Source organism: Paraburkholderia caledonica NBRC 102488 (genome assembly GCF_000685095.1).
Taxonomy (GTDB): Bacteria; Pseudomonadota; Gammaproteobacteria; order Burkholderiales; family Burkholderiaceae; genus Paraburkholderia; species Paraburkholderia caledonica.
The window spans coordinates 96045-117730 of record NZ_BAYE01000010.1; the positions used below are offsets into that span (position 1 = coordinate 96045).

Annotated in this window: 19 protein-coding genes; 12 read left to right on the forward strand and 7 right to left on the reverse strand. The window is 62.4% G+C overall.

Annotated features, from left to right (window positions below; all coding sequences use genetic code 11):
• Nucleotides 1-18: 18 nt before the first annotated feature.
• Entirely contained in the window at nt 19-744 is a 726-nt protein-coding gene (locus BCA01S_RS20615) for a pirin family protein (RefSeq protein WP_027778530.1), read from the reverse strand.
• Nucleotides 745-923: 179 nt separating this feature from the next.
• On the opposite strand from BCA01S_RS20615, the gene BCA01S_RS20620 reads away from it, so the two are divergent.
• Nucleotides 924-1814, forward strand: a complete 891-nt coding sequence (locus tag BCA01S_RS20620; protein ID WP_027778531.1) for a LysR family transcriptional regulator — start codon at nt 924-926, stop codon at nt 1812-1814.
• A gap of 63 nt (nt 1815-1877) precedes the next feature.
• Here the strand turns inward: BCA01S_RS20620 and BCA01S_RS20625 are convergent, their stop codons facing one another.
• Entirely contained in the window at nt 1878-2894 is a 1017-nt protein-coding gene (locus BCA01S_RS20625; protein ID WP_027778532.1) for a 1-aminocyclopropane-1-carboxylate deaminase, read from the reverse strand.
• A gap of 160 nt (nt 2895-3054) precedes the next feature.
• On the opposite strand from BCA01S_RS20625, the gene BCA01S_RS20630 reads away from it, so the two are divergent.
• The gene (locus BCA01S_RS20630) at nt 3055-3582 is read left to right on the forward strand and encodes an Lrp/AsnC family transcriptional regulator (protein WP_027778533.1); all 528 of its coding nucleotides are present in this window, start codon (nt 3055-3057) and stop codon (nt 3580-3582) included.
• Nucleotides 3583-3754: 172 nt separating this feature from the next.
• Nucleotides 3755-4498, forward strand: coding sequence for a peptide-methionine (S)-S-oxide reductase MsrA (gene msrA, locus BCA01S_RS20635; RefSeq protein ID WP_027778534.1), 744 nt, complete (start codon nt 3755-3757; stop codon nt 4496-4498).
• 276 nt (nt 4499-4774) lie between these two features.
• Here the strand turns inward: msrA and BCA01S_RS38565 are convergent, their stop codons facing one another.
• The gene (locus BCA01S_RS38565; RefSeq protein WP_169740537.1) at nt 4775-5011 is read right to left on the reverse strand and encodes a hypothetical protein; all 237 of its coding nucleotides are present in this window, start codon (nt 5009-5011) and stop codon (nt 4775-4777) included.
• Between BCA01S_RS38565 and BCA01S_RS20640 the strand changes: the two genes are divergently transcribed.
• A complete protein-coding gene (locus tag BCA01S_RS20640; RefSeq protein WP_027778535.1) occupies nt 4932-5828 on the forward strand; it encodes a MipA/OmpV family protein in 897 nt (298 codons plus the stop codon). The two genes, BCA01S_RS38565 and BCA01S_RS20640, sit on opposite strands and share 80 nt — an antisense overlap.
• A 37-nt stretch (nt 5829-5865) precedes the next feature.
• Here BCA01S_RS20640 and treF read toward each other — a convergent pair whose 3' ends face one another.
• Nucleotides 5866-7740, reverse strand: coding sequence for an alpha,alpha-trehalase TreF (treF, locus tag BCA01S_RS20645; protein ID WP_244146030.1), 1875 nt, complete (start codon nt 7738-7740; stop codon nt 5866-5868).
• Nucleotides 7741-7994: 254 nt separating this feature from the next.
• Between treF and BCA01S_RS20650 the strand changes: the two genes are divergently transcribed.
• The 5 genes from BCA01S_RS20650 (at nt 7995) to BCA01S_RS20670 (ending at nt 15238) form a co-directional block, all read left to right on the forward strand.
• The gene (locus tag BCA01S_RS20650; RefSeq protein WP_027778537.1) at nt 7995-11627 is read left to right on the forward strand and encodes a response regulator; all 3633 of its coding nucleotides are present in this window, start codon (nt 7995-7997) and stop codon (nt 11625-11627) included.
• A gap of 52 nt (nt 11628-11679) precedes the next feature.
• Nucleotides 11680-12525: a CheR family methyltransferase gene (locus BCA01S_RS20655; protein ID WP_027778538.1), complete on the forward strand. Its 846-nt coding sequence runs from the start codon at nt 11680-11682 to the stop codon at nt 12523-12525.
• Nucleotides 12526-12535: 10 nt separating this feature from the next.
• Complete coding sequence (locus BCA01S_RS20660; RefSeq protein WP_027778539.1) at nt 12536-13162, forward strand: chemotaxis protein CheB; 627 nt, start codon at nt 12536-12538, stop codon at nt 13160-13162.
• A gap of 9 nt (nt 13163-13171) precedes the next feature.
• On the forward strand, nt 13172-14299 hold the full coding sequence (locus BCA01S_RS20665) for a hybrid sensor histidine kinase/response regulator (RefSeq protein ID WP_027778540.1): 1128 nt from the start codon (nt 13172-13174) through the stop codon (nt 14297-14299).
• Nucleotides 14300-14419: 120 nt separating this feature from the next.
• Complete coding sequence (locus BCA01S_RS20670; RefSeq protein WP_027778541.1) at nt 14420-15238, forward strand: helix-turn-helix transcriptional regulator; 819 nt, start codon at nt 14420-14422, stop codon at nt 15236-15238.
• 34 nt (nt 15239-15272) lie between these two features.
• Here BCA01S_RS20670 and BCA01S_RS20675 read toward each other — a convergent pair whose 3' ends face one another.
• Nucleotides 15273-16214 (reverse strand): LysR family transcriptional regulator, encoded by a 942-nt coding sequence (locus BCA01S_RS20675; protein WP_027778542.1) that lies wholly within the window; start codon nt 16212-16214, stop codon nt 15273-15275.
• Between the two features lie 181 nt (nt 16215-16395).
• Here BCA01S_RS20675 and BCA01S_RS20680 point away from each other — a divergent pair, with 181 nt between their 5' ends.
• From BCA01S_RS20680 to BCA01S_RS20690, 3 genes are all read left to right on the forward strand, one after another.
• On the forward strand, nt 16396-17595 hold the full coding sequence (locus BCA01S_RS20680) for an amino acid aminotransferase (RefSeq protein WP_027778543.1): 1200 nt from the start codon (nt 16396-16398) through the stop codon (nt 17593-17595).
• Nucleotides 17596-17656: 61 nt separating this feature from the next.
• The gene (locus BCA01S_RS20685; RefSeq protein ID WP_027778544.1) at nt 17657-18448 is read left to right on the forward strand and encodes a class II aldolase/adducin family protein; all 792 of its coding nucleotides are present in this window, start codon (nt 17657-17659) and stop codon (nt 18446-18448) included.
• A gap of 4 nt (nt 18449-18452) precedes the next feature.
• The gene (locus BCA01S_RS20690) at nt 18453-19427 is read left to right on the forward strand and encodes a 2-dehydropantoate 2-reductase (RefSeq protein WP_027778545.1); all 975 of its coding nucleotides are present in this window, start codon (nt 18453-18455) and stop codon (nt 19425-19427) included.
• Nucleotides 19428-19534: 107 nt separating this feature from the next.
• Here the strand turns inward: BCA01S_RS20690 and BCA01S_RS20695 are convergent, their stop codons facing one another.
• Complete coding sequence (locus tag BCA01S_RS20695) at nt 19535-19729, reverse strand: hypothetical protein (RefSeq protein WP_027778546.1); 195 nt, start codon at nt 19727-19729, stop codon at nt 19535-19537.
• The gene (locus BCA01S_RS20700) at nt 19726-21498 is read right to left on the reverse strand and encodes an FAD-dependent oxidoreductase (RefSeq protein WP_027778547.1); all 1773 of its coding nucleotides are present in this window, start codon (nt 21496-21498) and stop codon (nt 19726-19728) included. Before BCA01S_RS20700 ends, BCA01S_RS20695 begins: the two co-directional genes overlap by 4 nt.
• Nucleotides 21499-21686: the final 188 nt, after the last annotated feature.

The following is a 21686-nucleotide window of genomic DNA, read 5'->3' on the forward strand; positions in this document are numbered from 1 at the left end:
CCTGTGAAGACGAACGGCTTAGGCCCACAAGTCCGACACTTCGTTATCGCGCAGGTCGAACACCAGGACTTCTGCGTCGCGGCCTTGGGCGAAGGTCAGTGCTTCTTCACCGCGCACACGGGCGCCGTCGCCTTCGCCGAGTTTCACGCCGTTCACCGTCACGCTGCCGCGCGCCACATGCACGTATGCATAACGGTTGCTCGCCAGTTGCAGCGCCGCCGTTTCGTCGCCGTCGAAGAGTCCGGCATAGACGCGTGCGTCCTGTTGCAACACCAGCGAACCGTTCGCGCCGTCCGGCGACAGAACGAGGCGCAGCACACCGCGCTTGTCGTCCGCGCCGAAGTGCTGTTGCTGATAGCGTGGCTCGGTTCCCTTTTGCGCCGGCGCTATCCAGATCTGCAGAAAGTGCACCGGCTCGCTCTTCGAATGGTTGTATTCGCTGTGCGCCACGCCGGTTCCTGCGCTCATCAACTGGGCGTCGCCGGGCACGATCACGGAACCGGTTCCCATGGTGTCCTTATGCTCGAGCGCGCCTTCCAGCACGTACGAGAAAATTTCCATATCGCGATGCGGGTGCTTGCCGAAGCCTTGAGCCGGCGCGACACGGTCGTCGTTGATCACGAGCAGATCGGAGAAGCCGTTTTGCTTCGGATCGTGATAGTTCGCGAACGAAAACGTATGACGCGAGCTGAGCCAGCCGTGTTCCGCGCGGCCGCGTTGATTGGCGTGTCTGATTTCAAGCATCTCTTTCTCCTGTCGACCAGAGGTTGCGCGACGCGCATGTTCTGGGTCCATGCAACTTTCGTTGCGGGCGATCCGGGTAACTGCTTGTCCGCGATCCATGAACGACAGTTTAGGTCAACTTGAAAGGCTTTAATCAGGTTAAAATCAGAAACACCGTCTCATATCAGTGGACAATGGCAATGCAACTCGATGACATGCGGATCTTCGTCGCTGCGGTCGACGCTCATAATTTCACCGCTGCCGCCAAGCGCCTCTCGCTATCGAAGCAGTTCGTCAGCCGCCGGGTCATGGCGCTCGAAGAAGCGCTCGGCGTGCCGCTCCTCGTCCGCAACACGCGCAAGCTGGCCGTGACGGAACTGGGGCAGGAGTTCTACGAGCGCGCCAAACGCATCTTGGGCGAGGTGGAGGAAGCGGAGCAGGCCATGTCGCTGCAGCGAGCCGGGCCGCGTGGGCTGCTCAGGGTGAGCGCGCCAATGTCGTTCGGCATGATGCATCTGTCGCCGCTCGTCGCCGACTTCCTGCGCGAGCATGGCGACGTGCGCTTCGACATGGAGTTGAGCGACCGCACCGTCGACGTCGTCGGCGAGGGCTTCGACATGGCTGTGCGAATCGGCGTGCTGCCTGACTCCACGCTCATCGCGCAAAAACTGGTGGATGTGAACCTCGTCGCGTGTTGCAGCCCAGGCTATGTGCGCCGTCGCGGCGCGCCCGCCAGGCCTGCCGACCTCGCGCGCCATTCATGCCTGCTGTACGGGCACGGCGGCGTGGTGACGTGGGATTTTGCAGTAGACGGCGTGTTGAAGGGCTTTGAAGTACACGGGCCGCTGCGCGCCAACAATGGCGACCTGATCCGCGATGCAGCGGTGGCCGGCCTCGGAATAGTTCGGCTTCCTGATTTTATTGTCGCTGACGCGCTGCGAAGCGGCCAGCTCGTCACCGTGCTCGATGACTTCCTGTCGAGCGCGACAGGTGTCTATGCGGTCTACCCGCAGCATCGGCAAAGCTCGCTGACCATTCGGGCTTTCGTCGACTTTCTGCACAAACATCTGAAAAAGCGTCTTGCAGCGTAGTGATCGGCGACAACGGCCCCACGTTGGAAAACGGATACGGGCCGCTGCACGGTCTTGCGATGATCAGCCGTCGCGGAAGATAAAGCTATAGCCGTTCAGGGCAGGCACGCCGCCGAGGTGCGCATAGAGCACGCGCGAGCCCTCGGGAAATTCGCCGTTGCGCACCATGTCGATCATTCCGTGCATCGACTTGCCTTCGTACACCGGATCGGTGAGCACGCCTTCCAGGCGGGCGCACAGGCGGATCGCCTGTAGCGTGCCGTCGTTCGGCAGGCCGTATTCGGGGCCGCCGAAGCGTTCGTCGAGCACGACGTCCTTAGCCATGATATCTCGTCCGAGGCCCACTTTCTCTGCGGTGCGACTCGCGATTCGCGTGATCTGCTCGCGGGTCTGCGCCGGTTTCGCGGACGCGTCGATGCCGATCACGCGATCTGCGCGGCCGTCGGCGGCGAAACCCACCACCATGCCTGCCTGCGTGCTGCCCGTCACCGAGCACACCACGATGTAGTCGAACTTGAAGCCGAGTTCCGCTTCCTGCTGGCGCACTTCTTCGGCGAAACCGACAAAGCCGAGACCGCCCAGCGGATGGTCGGAGCAGCCTGCCGGAATCGCGTATGGCTTGCCGCCCGCGGCGCGCACGCTTTCGAGCGCGTCTTCCCAGCTCTTACGAAAGCCAATGTCGAAGCCGTCCGGCACGAGGCGGACGTCCGCGCCCAGAATGCGCGACATCTGAATGTTGCCGACGCGGTCGTACACGGCGTCCGAATAGTTGACCCAGTTTTCCTGCACGAGTACGCACTTCATGCCGAGATGCGCGGCAACCGCCGCGACCTGGCGCGTCTGGTTCGACTGGATGCCGCCGATCGACACGAGCGTATCGCAGCCTTGCGCGAGTGCTTCGGGAATCAGGTATTCGAGCTTGCGCGTCTTGTTGCCGCCGAACGCGAAGCCGCTGTTGCAGTCCTCGCGCTTGGCATAGAGATGCACCTTGCCGCCCAGATGATCGCTCAGCCGCTTGAGCGGCTGGATGGGTGTTGGCCCGAAGGTGAGCGGATAGCGGGGAAATCGTTGCAAGTTCATGGTATCTCCGGTGTCGGTTGGTTCGGCGCGGTGAGTGGCAGCCGCGTTCAACATATGGTAGAAAAAACGCCGGGAAATGAGCTTGCGAAGAAAATCGCTCACGCCAAATTTTGGTAATGCGACAATGAGATAGGCCTATCGAAATTGTGCATGGAACGAGATGAACAAAACTAAAGTTCGCGGCCTTGCCGCAACCCGCGCCACGGCAAGCGCCGAAGCCGATCCGCTGCAATCGCTCGATCGCATCGACCGGGCGATCCTGCGTCAATTGCAAACGGACGCGTCGATCTCGAACGTCGCGCTGGCTGCGAAGGTGAAACTGAGCGCGCCGGCCTGCTTGCGGCGAGTCGAGCGGCTCAAGGAATCGGGATTGATTCGCGGCGTTGTCGCGTTGATCGACCCGAAGGCAGCGGGCGCCGGCATGCTCGTCATCATCGGCGTGGTGCTCGATCGCTCAACGCCCGAATCGTTCGCCGAGTTCGAGAAAGCCGCGCAGAAGGTGGCCGGTTGCATGGAGTGCCACGTCGTGACCGGCGAATTCGATTACTTCATGACGATTCGCACGCGTGACAGCGACAGCTTCAACCGTCTTCACGCCGAACAACTGCTGTATTTGCCGGGCGTGCGGCAGATTCGCTCGTTTATGGTGCTCAAAGAGATCCTGTCGACCACCCGCTTCCCGCTCTGACGCCCGTGGTCATCGGGCACGAAGCCGCAAACGGGCGCATGCTGTCCGGGTGCATGCTGTCATTAACGCGCCGCATGTGCGACTAACACTGTGGACACTCGGGTCATACGCAATCCGCGCCGGCAAGAGTGAACCGCGTGCCTTTGCGAAGGCGGAATCAGGACAGGACATCATGAACATGGACAAACATATCGACCGCAAGAGCGTCCGCTCGCGCGCGGCCAGGCTTTCACTCTCTGTTGGCTTCGGTGCACTCGCGCTGCTGCTTGCGCAACGAATGGCGTTTTCATCCGAGGGCGCGGTGGCGATCGCGCCCCCCGCGCTCGATGAGCCGGTCGCCGCGGCCACGGTTCACGAAGAAACCGCCGTGTTCGCAGGCGGCTGCTTCTGGGGCGTGCAGGGCGTATTCCAGCATGTGCGGGGCGTGAAGCAGGCCGTGTCGGGCTATTCGGGCGGCCAGCGCGACACCGCCAACTATGAAACGGTCAGCGGCGGCGCGACCGGGCACGCAGAATCCGTGCAGGTCACGTTCGACCCCGCCCAGGTGACCTACGGCCAGTTGTTGCAGGTGTATTTCTCAGTGATTCACGACCCGACGCAACTTGATCGCCAGGGGCCCGACAGCGGCACGCAATATCGCTCAGCGGTGTTTCCGCTGAACGATATGCAGCGGCGCGTCGCACAGGGCTACATTGCGCAACTACAGAAGGCGCATGCATTTGCAGCGCCCATCGTGACGAAGGCGGAGCCGTTCAAAGGTTTCTACCCCGCAGAGTTCTATCACCAGAACTACCTGACGCAGCATCCGAACTCGGGTTACATCGCGCTATACGACATGCCGAAGGTGGCCAATCTGAAACGTATGTTCCCCAATCTGTATCGCGACACGCCGGTGCTGGTTCAGGCAGCGCAATAGAAACTCCGGCAACGCTGAGGTCGTGACTGTTTTCGTGTGCAGGAGCGCCGCCGCTGAGGCGGCGCTTTTTCATCTGATAGCTTTCCGCTGACTATCGGCGCTCGCGGTCGGCAGCCATCAACCTTGACCCGCCAAACACCATCTGCAAGGCAATGGAGGCATGCTTCGATGGTCTGGGCCCACATCTTGCACTAGCTCGTCGGTCGGCAAAACTTTCGCATGGTCTGTTATGACGAATACCTTGGCAGGAAGCTTGTTCCTCCTATCGGCAGATCTTCAATGTGCGTGTTTTGCCGTGCAATGCGTGTCGGTTGCTGAAAAACTTACATGCTGCGCGTTGCAACGCGGCGGTCGGCCGGGCTCTTGCGCTGCGCTGGTGAGCCGGGCCGGGAAAGATAAACCCTCTTCGCGATACGCGAGATTGGAGGCATTGGTGTTGAACAGCCGTAGAAAGCGGATCGGCAAGGTCCGCAATAAACAAACAGGCATCGCGGCTACTTCCATGGTGGCCATGACTATTGGCGGCTTTGCCGCGCTACCGGGGGTCGCGTCTGCGCAGACGCCTTCGCCGTTGGGCGAGTGGCAATACTCGGTCGGTATTCCGCTGCAAAAGATGTGGCAGCCGAACATTCCCGACTGGCAGGTGCGCGTTGGCGCTGCTACGTCTTTCCAGCCGCGCTATGAAGGCTCGGACCGGTATCACCTGATGGCGGGGCCGAGCATCGACGTCCGCTATAAAGACCTGTTCTTCCTGTCGAGCGGCGAAGGTTTCGGGGTGAACTTCGCACAAGGCGAGAACTGGCGCGCAAGCCTCGCAGCGGTATACGACCTCGGTCGTCGCGCTCACGACGATCCGCAGGAACTGAATGGTCTCGGCAACATCAATCCCGCGCCGGGTTTGAAGCTCTCGGGCGAATATGTCGTATCGAGAGACTTTCCGCTCGTGCTGCGCGCAGCCGTGCGCCGCTATTTCGGCGGGTCAAACGGGTGGATCGGCGATCTCGGTGCGTATATGCCGATGCCGGGCAGTTCGAAGAAATTCTTCTGGTTTGCCGGCCCCAATGTGACGCTCGCGGACTCCACCTATATGAACAGCTGGTTCGGCGTGAACCAGAACCAGGCCGCCCATTCCAACTACTCGCAGTACCACGCGAGTGCGGGTTTCAAGTCGGTCGGCTTCGGCGTTAGCGCTGTATGGCTATTCGACAAGCACTGGTTCGCTACTGCCGACGGCGCGTTCCAGCAACTCGTCGGCAGTGCCGGGAATAGTCCGATCACGCACCGCAAGGCCAACGGCGTGGCGGACGTTTCGATCAACTACCGGTTCTGAGCGAAGCGCAACCGTGGCGGTTGCGCAACCGTCACGGTTACGGATTCACGCGCGTGCCCTGCAGCCGGTGCGTGTTTTTGGACGCAGCAGCGGCGGACGCTGCCGCAGCCGATACGCCCGCCGGACCCGCTGGAATATCGCTTGGGCGTGAAGTGCCCGCGGCTTGCGGATACAGCGCGAGCAATGTGCGCAAGACGCCGTTTGTCCAGCCGAAGCCGTCCTGCAACGGATACTCGCCGCCGCCCGCGGACACGCCGGGCGACGCTGCATCCACATCGTATTTTTCGACGAGCTTACCCGTGTGCTGATAGTACGAGACGTTGGTTCTGATCCAGCGCGTCGCGATGGTTTGCGCCAGCGCCGGTTCGCTATAACGACGCAGCCCGATTACCGCGAGGTACTGCAACGGCGCCCAGCCATTCGGCGCGTCCCATTGCTGACCGGTGGCGACCTTGGTGGTTGCAAGGCCGCCGGGGCGCAGCAGCTCGCGCTGCAAGGTCGCGGCGACGGCCTTCGCCTGCTGACGGCTCGCAACCCCCGTGTACAACGGATAAACAGTGGCCGCGGTAAGCCTGTGCGTGAGCGTGCGATGTACGAAGTCGTAGTCGCCGAATGCCTGCAATTGCGGGTCCCACAGTACGCGTCGAATCGTGTCGGCTCGTGTGGCGGCGCGTTGCGACATGTTCTCCGCATGCGTGACGTCGCCGCGCACGCGGTACGCCTTCGCGAGTGCGCGTTCGAGATCGACGATCAGGCAATTCAGATCGATCGGCGCGAGCGACGTCACGTCGACCGTGGCAAGCGTCTTGCCGTCGGCGAACCAGCGCGAACTGAAATCCCAACCCGTTTCACCGCCTGCGCGGAGATTGCGCCACAGATCGTCCGCGTTGCGTTGCGGCGTTTGCTGCGAGGTCGCAATGTCTTCACGATACGACTCGTCGCGCGGCGCCGCGCGTTCGTCCCAATAGCGGTTGAGGAGCGAGCCGTCCGCGAGGCGCACCACATGCCGGTTTGCGTGACCGGCGGGCAGCCCCTCGCTGCCGTCCATCCAGTAAGCGTATTCGCGTTGCAGTTCCGGCAGATATTGCGCGTAGACCGCGTCGCCGTCTTTCTCGGCCACGAGCCGCACCATCTGCGCGAAGAACGGCGGTTGTGAGCGGCTCAGGTAGTAAGTGCGATTGCCGTTCGGTATGTGGCCGTAGCGATTGATCAGCGTCGCAAAGTTCTTCAGTTCGTCGACGACCCACGCATGGTGTCCGCTTGCTTCCAGACCCAGCATGATGAAGTACGAGTCCCAGTAGTAAATCTCGTCGAAGCGGTCGCCCGGCACGATGTAGGCATCGGGCAGCGGCAGCAGCGACGACCATGGACTCGCCGCGGCATCCGGCTCACGGCGCAGCACGTTCCACAGCGTATCGATATGACTCACCACGTCCTCGTTCGGATCGGACACATAGCTCTTCGACATACGAACGGGCAGCGTGAAATTGCGCTTCACGAAGTCGCCGAGGTTGAAACCCGGTTGCTGCCTGGCGGTTTCGTACGCCGCGGCAATCTGTGCAGGCGGCGCGAGCGGCACCATGTCGGCGAAGGTCTTGCTGTCGGGATAGAGGTGAGCCAGTTGCACGTCCCGATAGAGGTCGGGATATTGCTCGGAGGGCGGCACCGGCACCACCGGCGACGCCTGCACGGGGGGCTCCACATGCAGTGCGACACGCGTGATGCCGCTTGCTCGCGGCGCTGCATCGGCAGCCGGGACCGCGGCCGCGAGCGACGCATGCAGCGCGAGTGCGGCGGCGAGTGCGGCGACATGCGCGTTCACACGCGTGGCACCAGACCAGCCGACATGCAGGGCGCCCAGCGCGCGACGCACATAGAGACGGGCAACAGCGGCGAAAGCGTGAACTGTCATCGGCAGGAGAAAAGACGTCGAAGCATGAATAGGTCAAAGATGCGGACATTGTTCGCATCATTGACCGCGCGCGCCCCGGCAAAGTTGCGTGTATCTGCTCGGCCTTGTCCAGCAAGGCGGAGCGCGGTGGCGCACGCAAAATGCAAAGCCCGTCCTGTATGATTATGCGGCTGTGTAAGAACCCGAAAACGCCACGCGGAAAACCCGAAAAATATTCCGGATCGCAATGATCCGTTTTGCTGAATATAGAAAAAATGACCGCATCCCAGGTTGTCGACGAACGTTACTTTCGCGGCATTGTCCGCCGCAACATCGCCTTACCTCTCTTTGTCGGCCTGATCACGATAGCCGTGTTCGTCGGTCTGATCGGGTACCTGGTTTCCACCACGAATTGGGCCGAGCATTCCGAGCGCGTGGTCGGCAAGGCCAACGAAATGTTGCGACTCGCAGTCGATCGCGAATCGTCGATGCGCGGCTTTCTGATCACCGGAGACGAAAGTTTTCTCGCGCAGTACGAAAACGGCGGACCGCAGTTCAAGGCGCAAATGGAAGACCTGCAGCGCCTAGTTGCCGACAATCCGCCGCAAGTCGAGAAGCTCAGGCAGATTCAGGCAATCCAGGACCGCTGGACTCGCTTCGCCGAAAGCATGATCGATGCGCGCCGCAGAATGCAGGACGTCACGAGTGCCGTGGCGAGCGGCCGCGGCAAGATGGAATTCGACGAGACCCGGAAGGAGTTCGGCGATTTTCTCGAAGTCGAATTGCGCTTGCGACAGGAGCGCGGCGAGGCGTCGCGACGCGTCTCCGGAATATTGGTCAGCGTGTTCCTGATCTTCAGCATCGGCGTGAATGGTCTGCTTGCATGGATGGGCCGGCGCGAACTGCTCAACCTGGCGGGGACCTACGACAGAGCGATACGCCAGCAAGCCGAACAGACGGAAGCGCTGGAAAAACAGGCGTGGTTGCGCTCCGGTCAGCGCATGCTGGCCGAGAGAGTGGTTGGCGCGGCCACGCCGCACCTCGTCGGCCGCGCGATGCTCGACTGCCTTGCGCAGTACATGGAGGCTGCCGTCGGCGCCGTTTATGTGCGCGACAAGCGGCACGGCACACTGCGCCGCATCGCGACTTACGGCTTCAGCCGCGAGAGCGAGCAGGCCACCGGGCGCGATCTCAGCGACGCCGACACGCTGGTCGGCGAGGTCGCACTCTCGCGCCGTATGGTCGTGATGCGCGAGGTGCCGGAAAACTACGTCCAAGTGGTTTCTGCAACCGGAAAAGCTGCGCCGAAAAACCTGATCATCATGCCGATCAGGAGCGAAGGCGAAGTCAACGGCGTCGTGGAACTGGGCTTTATCCGCGCACTCGCGCCGCGTGACGAAGAGTTCATCGAACTCGTGAGCGACAGCATGGGCGATTTCATCGAAGCGGCGCTTTATCGCGAGCGCCTGCAAGATGCGCTGATCGAAACGCAGCAGTTGAATGAGGAGCTTCAGGTTCAGCAGGAGGAGTTGCGTGTTTCGAACGAAGGGCTCGAAGAGCGCGGCCGCGCGCTGCTCGAATCGCAAACGCGCCTGGAAGCGCAGCAGGCCGAGCTCGAACAGACGAACGTGCAACTCGAGGAGTATGCGCAGCGCCTCGAGCGGCAGAAAGCCGATCTGCTGCGCGCGCAGGGCAACCTTGCGGCGAACGCCGAGCGCCTCGAGCAATCGAGCCGCTACAAGTCCGAGTTCCTCGCCAACATGTCGCACGAGTTGCGCACGCCGCTGAACAGTTCGCTGATTCTCGCGAAGCTGCTGCAACAGAACCGCAGCGGCAATCTGACCGAGGAGCAGGTGCGCTATGCGGAAACCATCCACGCATCCAACAGCGACCTGCTGGTGCTGATCAACGACATTCTCGATCTGTCGAAGGTCGAGGCGGGTCAGGTGACTGTCGAACTCGAAACCGTGTCGCTCGACGCAACGCTGCAATCGCTTGAAGAGATGTTCAAGCCGATGGCGGATGCGAAGCACCTGAGCCTCGCGTTCGACCGCTCGCCTGGGGTGCCGGATACGTTCATCGGCGACGGCCAGCGTGTCACGCAGATACTGCGCAATCTGCTGTCCAACGCGGTGAAGTTCACGCAGCGCGGCGAGGTTGCGCTATCGGTCGCGCCTGCGGACGGCGACATGCTGCGTATCGATGTGCGCGATTCCGGCATCGGCATCGCGGCCGACAAGCTGGAGATGATTTTCGAAGCGTTCCAGCAGGCTGACGGATCCACCAGTCGTCAGTACGGCGGCAGCGGACTCGGCCTGTCCATTTCGCGGGAATTTGCGCGACTGATGGGCGGCCGGATCACCGTTGTCAGCGAAGTGGGCAAGGGTAGCGTCTTCACGCTGTGGTTGCCGCTCGACGCGCGTGCAGCGCTAGCGGACGACGGCGAGAACACAGCCGCCGCGGCCGGTACGGCTACGGCAACCGCCACGGCGCAGGCTCGGGCGGCAGGCAACGCTGAGACCGCCGGTGACACGCGGGGCGAGCCGCTGCTTTCTCCCACTTCATGGAACGGCGCTGCGTCGACAGTCATCACTCCGGCCAACGGATTGATGACGGAAGCGCGTCACAACGGAGCAAGCGTGGCCTATGCGGGCAATGCGGGCGACGCGGTGAGCGCGCCGGATACGGCCGCGGCTTCGATTGCCGACGACCGCAACAACCGCACGCGTGCCGGCCGTCTGATTGTCGCGGTGGAAGACGACCTCGCGTTCGCCGAAATCCTTCGCGATCTCGTGCATGAACTCGACTTCGACTTCGTGCATGCGAGCAGCGCGGCGAGCGGTCTCGCTCTCGTGCGCGACATGCGTCCGGCGGCGGTGCTGCTCGACGTGGGCTTGCCGGATCGTTCGGGCCTCACCGTGCTCGAATGGCTGAAGAACGATCCGCTCACGCGTCATATTCCAATTCACATCGTGTCCGCCACCGACCACGCGGACAAGGCTCTGCATCTCGGCGCAATCGGCTATACGCTCAAGCCGACCGCGCGCTCCACGATGGAAGCCGCGATCCGCCGGCTCGAAGCGCGCTTGCAGCAGCATCTTAAGCGCGTACTGGTGATCGAAGACGACGCAGCGATGCGCGAAAGCATCCGCGCGTTGCTGCAAAGCGAAAACACGGAGATCGTGGCGGTCGCCACGTTGGCCGAAGCGTTGGAACACATCGAAAATTTCTCGTTCGATTGCGTGGTAACCGATCTCGCGCTGCCCGACGGCACCGGCTACGATCTGCTGGAGCGCCTGGCCGGAAATGCCGAGCATGCGTCATTGCCGGTGATCGTCTACACGGGGCGCATGCTCTCCGATGAAGACGAACACCGCCTGCGCCGCTATTCGAAATCGATCATTATCAAAGGTGCAAAGTCGCCGGAGCGCCTGCTCGACGAAGTGACGCTGTTCCTGCACAGCGTGGAGTCGTCGCTCGCGCCGGAACAGCAGCGCATGTTGCGCACCGTGCGGCAACGCGACAACGCCTTCGAGGGCCGCACGATCCTGCTTGCAGAAGACGACGTGCGCAATATCTTCGCGCTCTCGCATGTAATCGAACCACTCGGTGCGAAATTGCAGATTGCGCGTAATGGCCGCGAAGCGCTCGAAGCGCTGGAAAACGGCCCCGAAGTGCATCTCATACTGATGGACATCATGATGCCGGAGATGGACGGTTTAACGGCAATGGGCGAGATTCGGCGCAATCCGCGCTTTGCGCATCTGCCGATTATCGCGTTGACGGCAAAGGCGATGGCGAACGATCGCCTGCGTTGTCTCGAAGCTGGCGCCGACGATTACGTGTCCAAGCCAATCGACGTGGACAAGCTCGTTGCGCTCTGCCGTGTCTGGCTGCGCCAACGCTAGCGGCTGACAGGCCGAGACAGGCTGAGACAACGGTCCAGACACGGAAAAAGCAATGAGCCAGTTCGAACTAGACGCACGGCAACGCATGAGCGATTTCGACATAGAGTTGAAATTGCTGCTGGAGGCTATCTACCTCAAATACCAGCACGATTTCCGTCACTATGCGATGTCGTCGCTGCGTCGCCGTCTGTCTCAGGCACTGGATGAATTTGGACTCAGCACGCTGTCCCAATTGCAGGACCGCATCATGCGCGATAGCGATCAGTTTTCGCGGCTGTTCCAATACCTCACTGTACAGGTCAGCGATATGTTTCGCGATCCTGCGTATTTTCTCGCACTGCGCGAGCATGTGTTGCCGCGTCTTCGCACGTATCCGTCCATCAAGGTGTGGGTGGCCGGTTGCAGCACGGGCGAGGAGTTATGGTCGCTAAAAATTCTCTTCGACGAAGAGGGCTTGACCGAGCGCACGCTGTTTTACGCGACCGATATCAGCCCGGACGCGCTCGCGCGCGCCGAAGCCGGGATCTACGCGCTGGATCGCATTCAGGGCTTCACCCAGAACTACCTCGCGGCCGGCGGCAAACGCTCGCTGTCGGACTATTATCACGCGGCCTATAGCGGTGCGCGCTTTGCCGGTTCGCTTAAAGGCCGCGTGGTGTTCGCCGACCATAGCCTCTCGACCGACGAGGTCTTTCTCGAAGCGCATCTCGTGTCGTGCCGGAACGTGCTGATCTATTTCGATCGCGGTTTGCAGGACCGCGCGTTGGGGCTCTTCGAGAATGCGCTGGTACGGCGCGGTTTTCTCGGCCTGGGCAGCAAGGAGACGCTGCGTTTTTCCCGCCATTATGAAGCCTTCGACGAATTTCGTCCGGGGGAGCGTATTTACCAGAAACGCTGAAACCACCGTGATCCCACGCACAACGATCCAGTCAGCCGAAGACGCCCCGCGAGGCGCGCGAAAAGGGCGCACCTGCGAGCTCGTTCTGATCGGCGGCTCGGCAGGCGGCATGGAAGTCCTCAACCTGCTGCTTGCCGCGCTGCCAGCGAGCTTTGCGCCCGCCGTGATGGTCGTCATGCATCTGCCGCCCGACCCGCCGAGCTATCTCGTTCACGCGTTGACGCACCGCTGCCTGCTTCCCGTGGTCGAGCCCGACGCGGGCGAACAGATCATGCCGGGCCGCGTGCATGTCGCGCCGCCCGGTTACCACATGCTGGTGGAAGTGGACCGGACGATTGCACTTTCAACGGATGCAGCAGTGCGCTTCTCCCGGCCTTCCATCGACGTGTTGTTCGAGTCCGCGGCGACCGTCTATCGCGATCAATTGCTGGCCATGCTGCTCTCGGGCGCCAACGACGACGGCGCGCGTGGTTTGCAGCGAGTGCGCGCATTTGGCGGCCATACGTGGGTGCAGGCGCCGGACACCGCCAGTTCGCCGGAAATGCCGCGTACCGCAATTGAACGCGGTGCGGCCGATTACATCTTCTCTCCCGAAACAATGGCCCGGCAGCTTGCAGCTTTGCCGGCCTCTCTCTGACCCGATGCCATGTCGAACCCACCCGTGAACATTCTGATTGTCGACGACATCGCTCACAACATTACTGCGCTCAAGGCGTTGCTGACACGGCCAGACGTCGCCGTGCTCGTGGCCGATTCCGGCACCGCCGCGCTCGATCTGCTGCTCAAGCACGAAGTCGCGCTCGCGATTCTCGACGTCAACATGCCCGGCATGAACGGTTTCGAACTGGCGGCGCTGATGCGCGGCAGTCCTCGCACGACGCATGTGCCGATCATCTTTCTGACGGCAACCGCGCACGACGCGTCGCGCACGTTTCGCGGCTATGAAGCAGGCGCGGTAGATTTTCTCTACAAGCCCTTCGACCCGCGCATTCTGCAATCGAAGGTGGACGTGTTCGTTCAGCTCGAACAGCAGAAGCGCCAGCTCGCCGCGCAGCTCGTGACCACGCGTCAGATGCTCGAAGCGAATGAGATGCTGATGGCGGTGCTTAGCCATGATTTGCGTACGCCGCTCGGCGCCGTGCTCGCGTCTGCGGAATATCTGATGCGCACCGCCGCCGATCCGCAATCGGCAACGGTTGCCGCGCGCGTCAAAAACAGTTCGCTGCGCATGGCGCGCATGGTCGAGCAGTTGCTGAATCTCGCGCGTCTGCAAGGCGGACGCCTGCCGTTGCAACCTCGTTCGATCGAACTCGCGACGCTATGCAGATCGGTAATCGACGAGTTTACGTCGCGCGAGAACGGCAAGCGTATCGTGTTCGCGAGCCGCGGCAATACGGCGGGCGCGTGGGATACGGATCTCGTCTGGCAGGCAGTGTCGAACCTGGTGAGCAACGCGCTGCATCACGGCGCGGCCGGCGGCGACGTCAGCGTCGAGGTGGACGGCGAATCCGCCGACTGCGTGCGCCTGAAGGTGGCCAACCGCGGCGTCATTCCGCCTGAAGTTTTCCCGCATCTGTTCAAGGCATTCGGCCCGAACAATAGCGGCTCCCGCTCACGCGAGGGCCTCGGGCTCGGTTTGCATATCGTGCAGGAAATTGCGCGGATGCACGGCGGTGGTGTCAGCGTGAAGTCTGACGAAGCGGACGGCACGGTCTTCACGATTGAACTCCCGCGAATGGTAACGTTGCAGCGCGGCTCGTTTTCGGGGAAATAAGCGCGAAGATAAAGCAGCGCGTAGGCGGCAACGGCGCTCCGGATGCTGTCGTCGATACCAGCGCCGCGCTGTGCTACGCTTGGCGGAACACAATCCACGCCGCGCGAGCACGAAGCCATCATGCGTTCATGGCGCATTTCCCCGCCGCATCGAAGCGAACAGATCAGTGCCGCGCGTGCGGCCGAGCTCGTCATGTCGATTTCGCACAACAACGCCGACTCGCTCGCCGCCAGCATGCTCAAAACGGTGGGCGACATGCTGCCGGTTTCGCAGTGCACCGTGTTTGCGTACGAATTCGACGCGCGGCCGCGCACTATTTCCGCCGCCGATCATCGGGGCGGACGTTTTCTGCGTGACGTTGCTGACCGGTATGCGACGCACTTTTATGCACTGGACGGCAATAGGGCGATCATCGGAAACGCGCGCGGTGCGCGATCGAACGACGCGCTAGTTCTGCATCAGCAGCAAAGCGAAGAAATCCCGAACGAAGCGTATCGCGCAGCGTGCTACTTGCAGCCCAACGTATCGGACCGCTTGTCGCTGCTCATGCAACCCGTGGAAAGCGTGTGGCTGTCCATCAATCTATACCGTGACCGCGCGTACGGCACGTTCAGCGCGGGCGAGCTGGAACGGGTCGAGAGCCTCGCGCATCTGTTCGCGCATGCAGCGAAAGGCCATTACGCGCTTCATGGGCAGCATCAGGAAGGCCCGGCAGCGGCCATGCTTGCACGCATCAGACGAATCTGTCCCGCGCTTACGCCACGTGAGCTCGACGTGCTTCGCGGCACGCTCGAAGGCGCGACAGCGGTCGAAATCGCCGCGCAAATGGGCGTCAAGCCCACGAGCGTTATCACTTATCAGAAGCGCGCGTACGCGCGGCTCGGCATTTCCAGTCAGAGGCAACTGTTCGCGCTGTGCGTGGCTCCACAACGTGGCTGAAATTGTTATCTCGCCGCGCCGTAGTCACGCTTTTTCAACCGCGTCTAGCGCGCGCATCGGCCTGCGTCTCGCGATCCCAGCGCTTGAGCCACGGCAACAGGAAATCAGCAAAGCCGGCCGCGGGCGGTGACAGCGCGCGTTCGGTCGAGCGATACACGCAAACCTCGCGGATGGTCTCCGGCTCGACGATCCGCTTCATGATCAGCCGGAAAGTGCGCGCAAGCGGTGCGACGTAGGCCGGCGCGAGCGTCACGGCGAGTCCGCGCGAAGCGATGCCGAAAGCGGTCGTGACGTTGTCCACCACATCGACTGGAACGATGCGCGCCTCGACCGGCAGGTTTGCGAGCATTTGATCGACTGCGCGTTCGTGATCGCGGCCTGTAGCGACGATAGGGATATCGCGCAGCTGCTGCCATTGCACACGCCGCCGCGTGCCGAGCGGATGCGACGGCGCGCACCACATCACCCACGGACTTGCGAACGCGGAGTCGCGGCGCACGCGTGCACCGCTTGGCCTGTCGGGGCCGACCGCGAGATCCACGTCCGCGCTCTCCACACGCTCGACGAGTTGCTCGACCACCGTGTCGCAAATGCGCACGACCACCTTCGGCTTGTCGCGCGCGTATTCGGCGATCGCCTCCGGCAACGCAGTGGACGCCAGCACCAGCGGCGCGCCGATCCGGACAATGCCGGCAGCACGGTTGCGGATATCGTCGGCGGATTGGGCGGCGGCGCGCACGTGACGCAACACCGACTCCGCCGACGCGAGGAAGTCTTGACCCGCGCTCGACAGATTCACACGCCGCGTGGTCCGGTCGAACAGGCGAAAGCCCAGTTCCGTTTCAAGCTCGGCGAGCAGCTGACTGACTGCCGACGAAGTGAGGCCGAGCCGCTGCCCCGCCGCACCGATGCTTTGAAGATCGACAATGGCGAGAAACGCCTCGAATTGACGGATGGTGATGCGGGTAAGTGCCATTGCCCCAATTCTAAAGAAAAACTTACGAATCGTGAAAAATCCGTTGATTGTGGATCAGGGCGCGTTAGTCGACACTTGTCCCAATCGACGGGAGCACGTAAAGACGCTTAGACTTTCAGTCTCGCCCGGCCGTCGACGCAATGTCGGCACAACACGTCAGGGCTCCTTTCAAGGAAATGCCATGTTCGAACATATCCCCGCCTATCCCGGCGATCCGATTCTGAGTCTCAACGAAGACTTCCAGCTCGATCCACGCCAGAACAAAGTCAATCTAAGCATCGGCATCTATTTCGACGACGCCGGCAAGCTGCCCGTCATGGACGCGGTGCGCCGCGCGGAAACCGCGTTGCTCGACGCAATCGGCCCGCGTTCCTATCTGCCCATGGCGGGCTTGCCGCTCTATCGCGAGACCGCACAGGCGCTGGTGTTCGGCGAAGACAGCGAAGCACGCGCCGCAGGCCGCATCGCGACGTTGCAGACCATAGGCGGCTCCGGCGCGCTCAAAGTCGGTGCCGATTTCCTGCGACGCTATTTTCCGGGTTCGCAAATGTGGATCAGCGACCCGAGCTGGGAGAATCACCGCGTCGTATTCGAGGGCGCGGGTCTAACGGTCAACACCTATCCGTATTACGACGAACAGACGGGCGGCCTGCGTTTCGCCGATATGATCGACACCATCGGCCGTTTGCCCGAGCGCAGCGTCGTGTTGCTGCATGCGTGCTGCCACAACCCCACCGGCGTCGATCTCAGCGTCGAGCAATGGACCGAACTCGTGCCGGTCCTGCAGCGTCGCAAGCTGATCGCGTTTGTCGATATGGCTTACCAGGGCTTTGGCGCGGGCCTCGAAGAAGACGCCGCTTGTGTTCGTATGCTGGCCGAGGCCGGCGTACCGCTGATCGCAGCCAATTCGTTCTCGAAGAATTTTTCGCTGTACGGCGAGCGGTGCGGCGCACTGAGCGTTGTCTGCAAGAACGCCGACGAAGCGAGCCGCGTGCTCGGGCAGCTGATGTCGGCCGTGCGGGCGAACTACAGCAATCCGCCGACGCACGGCGCGCGCCTCGTCGCCAACGTGCTGTCCGATGTGTCGTTGCGCGCTTCGTGGGAAGCGGAACTCGCCACCATGCGCGAACGCATTCTTGCGATGCGCGGCACGATCCACGCGGGGCTCGCCGGCCGCGTCGATGAAGTGATGCGTGCGCGTTACGTCGCGCAACGCGGCATGTTCACCTACACGGGCTTGACCGCAAGCCAGGTCGAGCGTTTGCGCAACGAACACGCGGTGTACGTTTTGCGCTCAGGGCGCATGTGCGTAGCGGGCTTGAATGCGCGCAATGCGGATTACGTCGCGTCGTCCATTGCCGCCGTCGTGTCCGGCGCATAACGGCGGCGCATAACGGCGGATACGCACTATTTGCAGCCAGCACATAACCATGGAGACATCGATGACGACACTTGAGATGCCAGCGGCGAGTGCGCCGAAGAGCATCGGAATGCACCCCGACGAATGGCAGTCGCGCGTTCAGCTGGCTGCGTGCTACAGAATTTTCGACATGCTCGGGTGGACCGAGATGATCTACAACCACATCACATTGCGTGTGCCGGAAAGCGTGAGCGGCGGCGAGCGGCAGTTCCTGATCAATCCGTTCGGCTTGCACTACAGCGAAGTCACGGCGAGCAATCTCGTGAAGATCGACGCGCAGGGCCGCGTGCTGGACGACTCGCGTTATCCGGTCAATCCGGCCGGCTTCGTCGTGCACGCGGCGATCCACGAAGGCGTGCCCGACGCGCATTGCGTGATGCACACACACACCACGGCGGGCGTCGCGGTGGCGTGTCTCGAAGACGGCTTGCAGCAGACCAATTTTTACAGCGCGCAGTTGCACGACCGGATCGCGTATCACGATTTCGAGGGCATCACCGTGCATGCGGAAGAAGGGCCACGGCTCGTCGAACATATTGGCAACCGGCAGGCGGTGATTCTGCGCAACCACGGTCTGCTTGCGTGGGGCCGCACGTTGCCGCAGACTTTTGCGATTCTCTGGACACTGAACCGCGCGTGCGAAATTCAGATGGCGACGTTCTCGATGGGCAAGGCGCGGCCGGTCCCTGAAGAAGTGGCGATCCGCTGCTCGCGCGACGCGCTCCAGTTCGATCCGCGTCACGGCGCGGGGCAGGATGTGTACGATGCCCTGGTGCGTCGCGTGGAGCGCATCGACGCGAGTTACAAGGAATGAATCAATGAAAGCAGTGATATACGGCGCAGGCGCGATCGGCGGATGGATGGGCGTGAAGCTCGCGCAAGCGGGTCACGATATCGGTGTGGTGGCGCGCGGCGCGACGCTCGCCGCGTTGCGCGAGCATGGTCTGCGTTTGATCGAAGGCGGCGAGACGCAGACGGTTCGCGTAAGAGCGGCCGAAGATCCCGCGGAACTCGGCGTGCAGGATCTCGTGGTGGTGGCGGTCAAGGGTCCGGCCATGGCGTCGGTGGCCGCGCATATCGCGCCGCTGCTCGGGCCGCAAACCCTCGTGCTCACCGCCATGAACGGCGTGCCGTGGTGGTTCTGCGACGGGCTCGGCGGCGGTTTTGCGGGCAAGCGGCTCAAGTCGGTCGATCCCGACGGCGCCATCGCCGCGGCCATTCCGGGCGCGCAGACGGTGGGCTGCGTGGTGCATGCGAGCTGCCTCGTCGAGGCGCCCGGCGTGATCCGGCATCATCAGGGCAATGGGTTGATCGTCGGCGAGGCTGCCGGCCGGCCGAGCGAACGCGTGAAGGCGTTGACCGAAGCGCTCGTCGCCGCCGGCTTCAATGCGTCGATGTCGGAGCAGATCCAGCGCGACGTCTGGTACAAGCTCTGGGGCAACATGACAATGAACCCCATCAGCGCAATGACCGGCGCGACCACCGACCGCATTCTCAGCGACGAGCTGGTGCGCAACTTCGTCACGAGCGTCATGCTCGAAGCGAAGGAGATCGGCGCGCGCTTCGGCATTCCGATCGATCAGGCGCCGCAGGACCGGCATGCGGTCACGCTCAAACTCGGTGCGATGAAAACGTCGATGCTGCAGGACGTAGAGGCGCGCAAGCCCGTGGAACTGGACGCACTCGTGAGCGCGGTGCGCGAACTCGGACAACTGACCGGTGTTCAAACGCCATACACGGACGCGCTGCTCGGTCTCGCGCGTTTGCATGCGAGCACGCTGGGTTTGTACTGAAGCCGATCTAGCAGATAAAGCAGTAGTGCTTCGCTGAAGCAGAAAGCCGCCGCGGGTCAACTCGCGGCGGCTTTTTTTTGCGCCTTGTTCGTCGTGCTCTCTTCAACCTATGTCGCCGCCGTGACTGCTCCCGAAGGCAGGCGAGCTGCCTCGATCAGGGACATAGCGCGTTGCATGTCGCCGAGTTCGGTTATGCAAAGCAGTGCGAGGCGGGCGAGATAGAGCGGTGCCTGCGCTTCACCTTCGGCAGTGATGTTCTGGCAAAGCGTCGTATAGATGCGTTCGAGATCGCTATCGGTCATGACTGTCTCTCCTTGCTCCGAATGTTCAGTGCGGCGATAAGCGCGCTGTGTGTCGCGGCTGCGCTGCCGTCGCGCCAGCGCGCGAGCACATGGCCATCCGGGCGGATCAGATAGACCGTGCCCGGTGTTGCGTCGAGCATGTGATGCAGGCGGCCGCTGTAATCGATAATGGCAGTGCTGTCTGCGCCCAGCTTGACGTTCGTGTCGACCACGGTGATCGTTTTGAATGCAATCGCACGGCTCGCCAGATCGTCCTGTATGTGCTGCCACTCGGCATCTTGCGAAGAATCCGTACCGAAGCGCAGCGCCGTGAAGCAGGGTGCCAGCAGATCGGTAACGTGCATATCGACCGTCTTGCCGTCGCTAATGCGCTGTAGCCTGCACTCCGGTAACACGCTGCCCGGCGCGGGACCGCTGGCAAATCGGCTCGCCACGGGTATCGCGCCGGCTGCCTGCACGCCGTCTGCCGCAACGCGATTGAGCGGCGATTCGACATACGCGATCGGGTGCGTTTGCCGCGGATTTATCAGCGGCCGCACGGCGGCATGATGTTCGGCGAGCCCCAGCACCGCTGTTCTCATCAACTCGAACCCGAACGTGGGCGGCGCCATGAACTCGGTGCTTTTCATCCCGTAGCTCAGGTTCTCGCGCGTGGCGAACACGCGCTCGTCGCTATAACTGTCGAGCAGGTCGGGCGATGCAATGCCGTTGACCACGCAGCCGAGTTTCCAGCCGAGGTTGTCGGCGTCGTCAATGCCCGAATTGGCGCCGCGCACACCGAAGATCGGCACAAGATGCGCCGCGTCGCCGGCGAACAGGACCGAGCCGTGGCGATAACGCTCCAATGTCAACGCGTTTGCCTTGTAGACAGTGATCCAGATCGGTGACCATTCGCCCGTTTCGCCCATTGCGTCGAGCACGCTCTGAACGCGTGGGATCACGTTGTCCGGCTCGATGGCCGCTTGCGGGTCTTCGTCGTCGCGAAGCTGGTAGTCGATACGCCATACGTCGTCCGGCTGTTTGTGCACGAGCACCGTGGAACCCGGATTCGACGGCGGATCGAAATAGGCGAGACGTTCGGTCGCGCGCTCGCTGTGCAAGGCGATATCGACGATCACGTAGCGGCCTTCGTACGTGGTGCCGGTGAGCTTCAGACCGAGCGTTTCACGTACGGTGCTGCGCCCGCCGTCGCACGCGACGACCCAGTCGGCGTGCATGCGCCACGCGGTGTCGCCGGTGCGCAGCGCGAGCGTTGCGCCGCGCTGCACGTCGGAACCGTCGGATTGCTCGATGCCGGTCACGCGAGTTTGCCAGCGGATGTCGATCAGATCCGCATGCCGCTCCAGTTCGTCGAGCAGGAACTGTTCGATCTGATATTGCGCGATGTTGATCATCGGCGGCAACGATTGCTCGTCGTCCTGATGCATCGTGAAGCGGAACACTTCGGTGTCGCGATAGAAGCTACGGCCTCCCGTCCACGGCAGACCCTTTTGCAGGAAGCCTTGCACGGCGCCAAGGCGCTTGAGTATTTCCAGGCTGCGCCGCGAAATGCAGATTGCGCGGCTGCCGGTGCATACGCTGTCGTCGGCCTCGATCAGCACCGAGCGCACGCCTTGCCGGGCGAGGGCGAGCGCGAGCGTCATGCCGACCGGCCCGCCGCCGACAATCGCCACGGGCCGCCGCACGGGATCGTGTCCGTCGATGAGCGGGGGCGCCGCGCCCTCGTAATGGCGCGGCGCAAAGGGGTAGGGTTTGAAACTGCGCGTCATGCATGTCTCCTCGATGTTCGCCGCGTTTTCGGGTGCGCCGCGCTGTAAGTGGTCTGGACGCGCGGCGACACGAAAAAGCGATGAGCGAAGTATGGAGGAGAGCTTACGCGCGCCTGTCCTCATTTTGGGTACAGGCGCGCCACGATTCGATCCACGCTAACGGGGCGCGCGGTTGGCCCATAACCGTG

What these genes read in the sequence shown, in the direction of transcription:
- BCA01S_RS20615 (WP_027778530.1), bottom strand. Translation starts at nt 744, where the DNA reads ATGCTTGAAATCAGACACGCCAATCAACGCGGCCGCGCGGAACACGGC.
- BCA01S_RS20620 (WP_027778531.1), top strand. Translation starts at nt 924, where the DNA reads ATGCAACTCGATGACATGCGGATCTTCGTCGCTGCGGTCGACGCTCAT.
- BCA01S_RS20625 (WP_027778532.1), bottom strand. Translation starts at nt 2,894, where the DNA reads ATGAACTTGCAACGATTTCCCCGCTATCCGCTCACCTTCGGGCCAACA.
- BCA01S_RS20630 (WP_027778533.1), top strand. Translation starts at nt 3,055, where the DNA reads ATGAACAAAACTAAAGTTCGCGGCCTTGCCGCAACCCGCGCCACGGCA.
- msrA (WP_027778534.1), top strand. Translation starts at nt 3,755, where the DNA reads ATGAACATGGACAAACATATCGACCGCAAGAGCGTCCGCTCGCGCGCG.
- BCA01S_RS38565 (WP_169740537.1), bottom strand. Translation starts at nt 5,011, where the DNA reads ATGGCCACCATGGAAGTAGCCGCGATGCCTGTTTGTTTATTGCGGACC.
- treF (WP_244146030.1), bottom strand. Translation starts at nt 7,740, where the DNA reads ATGACAGTTCACGCTTTCGCCGCTGTTGCCCGTCTCTATGTGCGTCGC.
- BCA01S_RS20650 (WP_027778537.1), top strand. Translation starts at nt 7,995, where the DNA reads ATGACCGCATCCCAGGTTGTCGACGAACGTTACTTTCGCGGCATTGTC.
- BCA01S_RS20655 (WP_027778538.1), top strand. Translation starts at nt 11,680, where the DNA reads ATGAGCCAGTTCGAACTAGACGCACGGCAACGCATGAGCGATTTCGAC.
- BCA01S_RS20665 (WP_027778540.1), top strand. Translation starts at nt 13,172, where the DNA reads ATGTCGAACCCACCCGTGAACATTCTGATTGTCGACGACATCGCTCAC.
- BCA01S_RS20670 (WP_027778541.1), top strand. Translation starts at nt 14,420, where the DNA reads ATGCGTTCATGGCGCATTTCCCCGCCGCATCGAAGCGAACAGATCAGT.
- BCA01S_RS20675 (WP_027778542.1), bottom strand. Translation starts at nt 16,214, where the DNA reads ATGGCACTTACCCGCATCACCATCCGTCAATTCGAGGCGTTTCTCGCC.
- BCA01S_RS20680 (WP_027778543.1), top strand. Translation starts at nt 16,396, where the DNA reads ATGTTCGAACATATCCCCGCCTATCCCGGCGATCCGATTCTGAGTCTC.
- BCA01S_RS20685 (WP_027778544.1), top strand. Translation starts at nt 17,657, where the DNA reads ATGACGACACTTGAGATGCCAGCGGCGAGTGCGCCGAAGAGCATCGGA.
- BCA01S_RS20690 (WP_027778545.1), top strand. Translation starts at nt 18,453, where the DNA reads ATGAAAGCAGTGATATACGGCGCAGGCGCGATCGGCGGATGGATGGGC.
- BCA01S_RS20695 (WP_027778546.1), bottom strand. Translation starts at nt 19,729, where the DNA reads ATGACCGATAGCGATCTCGAACGCATCTATACGACGCTTTGCCAGAAC.
- BCA01S_RS20700 (WP_027778547.1), bottom strand. Translation starts at nt 21,498, where the DNA reads ATGACGCGCAGTTTCAAACCCTACCCCTTTGCGCCGCGCCATTACGAG.